A 3312-nucleotide genomic window follows, 5' to 3' on the forward strand; every position below is an offset into this window, starting at 1 on the left:
GAACAGATAGGTCGGCGCGGTACTGACGACAGTCATTGCCGGGGCGAAATCGGCCACCCGCTCGCAAAGACCGGAATTGTCGAGCTTCTGCAACTGACCATCCAGCATCAGCACCTCATGTCCGGCGGCTTCGAGCAGGGCCTTCGAATAGCCGAGTTCCAGCGGCAGATGTGGTTGGCGGCAGCCGAAATAGATGCTGTCGTCGTAGGTCCAGAATGGGTTTACCAGAGCGATTTTCATGCGACGTACCTCACGGCTTCGGGGTGAGGCTCGAGCCGGTGGCGCTGCAGCCAGTCGGCTAGGTCGCGGACGCCTTCGCGCCATGAAACCTGGGCCATCCAGCCAAGCGCGGTTTTGATCTTGCGGGTGTCGGCGACGAAGAAGGGCTGGTCGCCGGTGCGTTCGCCATCATGGCGGATTGAAAGCTCATGGCCGGTCAGGCCACGGATCTCGCTCAACAGCGTGCGCAGGCTGAGCGCATTTTCCGGGCCGCCGCCAAGATTGAATGCCTGGCCTTTGGTCGTCTCGATGTGGTCGAGTACGGCCCTGTAGGCGGCGACGGCATCGGAAACATGTAGGATATCGCGCACTTGCCTGCCGTCACCGTAAATGGTGATGGGGCGTCCCGTCAGCGCGCTGAGCAGGAAGTGCGCGACCCAGCCCTGGTCCTCGGTTCCGAACTGGCGCGGTCCATAGATGCAGCTCATCCGCAGCACCGCCGTCGGCATGCCGTAGGATTTGGCGTAGTCGAGCACATACTGGTCCGCCGCGCCCTTGGAGCAACCGTAGGGCGTGCAGAAGTCCAGGCCCCGAGCCTCATCGATGCCGTTCGCCTGGATGACGCTGTCGCAAGGCACATAGCGGTCGCCGTCCTCGCGGACCGCGACGTCGGGCAGGCTGCCATAGACCTTGTTGGTGCTGGCGAAGACAACAGGAATACACTCACCGCTCAGTCGCGCCGCCTCCAGTACGTTGAATGTTCCGCGAAGGTTGATGTCGAAATCCTCGCCCGGCTGGACCAGGCTTGTGGTGACGGCGGTTTGCGCGGCCAGATGGAAAATTGCCTTTGAACCCGTCAGAGCCGGCGCCAAGGCGTTGGCGTCCCGCACGTCGATGGTCTCCACCGTGAGGCGACTGGCGTGTTTTTGCGCCAGCCATTCAAGGTTCTGCTGGACGCCCGGACGGCTGAGATTGTCGATCACCAGCACCGGTTCGCCATCCGACAACAGGCTGTCGGCGAGGTTCGATCCTATGAAGCCGCTGCCGCCGACGATGGCGACCGGCGCGTCGCTTCGATTGCGTGTGTTCATGACACCAGCCCGCGTTCTTCGAGCTCGCGTTTCATGTCGGCGCCGCGGTCGACGGCGGACGTGTTACGCACCCAGGAAACGAAATCGCCGAGCGAATTCTCCAGTTGCCGCACCGGCTCGAAACCGAGCAGCTCACGGGCCTTGGAAATATCGGCGAAGCAGTTGCGGATATCGCCGGAGCGCGCTTTGCCGAGCAGTTCGGGCGAGCGGTTCGGTGTCCCCATGGCCTCGGCCAGCAATCGTGCGACTTCGCTGATCGCGTAGGCTCGGCCGCTGCCGATGTTGATGACATGACCCTTTGCCTGGCGTTGCTGCAGTGCAAGGCGAAAGGCGCGGGCGACGTCATGCACATGGACGAAATCGCGCTTCTGTTCGCCATCCTCGAAGATCATTGGCCGTTGGCCGTTGGCGAGACGCGAAGCGAAGTTGGCCAGCACGCCGGTATAGGGGTTCGACAATGCCTGGCCGGCGCCGAAGACATTGAACAGGCGCAACGCGACAGCATCGATGCCATAGGCTTCGCCGAAGATCAGCACAGCGCGTTCTTGTGCGTATTTTGTCAGCGCATAGATTGAGGCGAGATCGACCGGCTTTTCTTCGTCCGTCGGCAGCGGCGAGAGGGGGGCTCCCTCTGGCGACAGCGGATTCCATTGCCCGCTTTTGATGTCGCTCGCCTTGCGCCGGGCATTGTCGATGCGCCGGCCGTCTGGCGTTGCATAGAGCCCTTCGCCATAGACGCTCATCGACGAGGCGACGACGATCCGTTCGACCGGGTGCTTGATCAGTGCTTCAAGTAGCGTTGCGGTGCCGAGATCATTGGCGCCGACATAGCGCGCGATCTCGTACATCGATTGTCCGACGCCGACTTCCGCCGCCAGATGAATGACCGCGTCAACACCTTCCAGCGCACTGGCGACCGCCTCCCGGTCTCGGACATCACCTTTGATCAGTTCGGTCCCGGCGGGAAGCGCGACGGCTTCGCCCGCATGCACCTGCTCCAGCAGCGCATCGAGGATGCGAACCGAATAATCCTGCTCGACGAGTTCCTGTGCGACATGCCGGCCGATGAAGCCGCAGCCTCCTGTAACCAATATGCGTTTCACGACGACTCCTCAGACAAGTAACCTCGGCGCCCCGAACTTTTCGGCAAAAGGTTTGTTCCCTTGCTTCAACAAAGTTCCTTTGGCGGACTTCGTTGGGCCGGCATCGCGATCACGGCGCGGTGCTGGAACATTGACGCCCTTGTGCTGTTAGGACGCCCGACAGCCCGCGTGTCCCATGGAGCAACGCCGATCAAAGGAGATTTCAATGTCTCAGTCGCAAACGACCACCGACCACGACGAAATTCGCAAGTGGGCCGAGGAGCGGGACGGCCGGCCGGCAGTGGTACGCACAAAAGGCGAGGGCGGCATCCTGCGGATCGACTTCGGTGAGCCTGAGGAAGCATTCGAGCCCATCGAATGGGACGAGTTCTTCCGGATATTCGACGAGAACGATCTGGCCTTTCTGTATCAGGCCAAGACTGGGGAGGGGAAAGCCAGCCGTTTCAACAAATTCGTCGAGCGCGATCAGAAGGGCTGATGACGCAAGCCAAGCGGCTGATCTGTACGGCCCAGTTGTCGAGATGTGGTCAACAATGACGGCCCCGCGGCTTAGCACTTCAGCCTGAGAGGGAGGGTAAAATTAATGCATCAGGTTTGCGCCGCGGGTTTTCGCCATCTCTCGCATGATGCCGTTGAGCCAGTTTTCAGTGGATTGACCAGGCTGTCTGCGGTCGACATCCCGGATCGCTTGCTCGAGCGTCCTCTCGACGAGCCGATCCGATGCGTCGACGTCTCCCAGCAAAAGGCGCGCCGCAAGTCGCAGTTTGGGCAAAAGCGCGAAGACGTCGTCGGACGGGTCCGGTCCGGGGGGCGCCCGCCCCGATTCCTGCGGGGGAAAGAGTGCGTTGAACACCGCCTGGCTGCCCGAGGATTTCCGCAGATTGCTGGCATAGCGGAGA

The 3312-nt window shown here is 61.7% G+C and carries 3 protein-coding genes and 2 pseudogenes; 1 reads left to right on the plus strand and 4 read right to left on the minus strand.

The window, feature by feature from the left end; translation table 11 throughout:
- The 3 genes and pseudogenes from ENZ75_RS25995 to ENZ75_RS26005 all read right to left on the minus strand — a co-directional run.
- Positions 1-240: pseudogene (locus ENZ75_RS25995) on the minus strand (B12-binding domain-containing radical SAM protein); the annotation flags it as partial.
- Positions 237-1310, minus strand: coding sequence for an NAD-dependent epimerase/dehydratase family protein (locus tag ENZ75_RS26000; protein ID WP_063170157.1), 1074 nt, complete (start codon positions 1308-1310; stop codon positions 237-239). The pseudogene ENZ75_RS25995 and the gene ENZ75_RS26000, both read right to left, overlap by 4 nt.
- Positions 1307-2413: an SDR family NAD(P)-dependent oxidoreductase gene (locus ENZ75_RS26005; protein ID WP_024502367.1), complete on the minus strand. Its 1107-nt coding sequence runs from the start codon at positions 2411-2413 to the stop codon at positions 1307-1309. Before ENZ75_RS26005 ends, ENZ75_RS26000 begins: the two co-directional genes overlap by 4 nt.
- A 205-nt stretch (positions 2414-2618) precedes the next feature.
- On the opposite strand from ENZ75_RS26005, the gene ENZ75_RS26010 reads away from it, so the two are divergent.
- Complete coding sequence (locus tag ENZ75_RS26010; RefSeq protein ID WP_063170158.1) at positions 2619-2891, plus strand: hypothetical protein; 273 nt, start codon at positions 2619-2621, stop codon at positions 2889-2891.
- Between the two features lie 102 nt (positions 2892-2993).
- Here ENZ75_RS26010 and ENZ75_RS26015 read toward each other — a convergent pair.
- A pseudogene (locus ENZ75_RS26015) lies at positions 2994-3312 on the minus strand (response regulator); the annotation flags it as partial.

The sequence above is a fragment of the Mesorhizobium sp. M7A.F.Ca.CA.002.04.1.1 genome (genome assembly GCF_004022805.1).
GTDB classification, from domain to species: Bacteria; Pseudomonadota; Alphaproteobacteria; order Rhizobiales; family Rhizobiaceae; genus Mesorhizobium; species Mesorhizobium ciceri.

What these genes read in the sequence shown, in the direction of transcription:
- ENZ75_RS26000 (WP_063170157.1), bottom strand. Translation starts at nt 1,310, where the DNA reads ATGAACACACGCAATCGAAGCGACGCGCCGGTCGCCATCGTCGGCGGC.
- ENZ75_RS26010 (WP_063170158.1), top strand. Translation starts at nt 2,619, where the DNA reads ATGTCTCAGTCGCAAACGACCACCGACCACGACGAAATTCGCAAGTGG.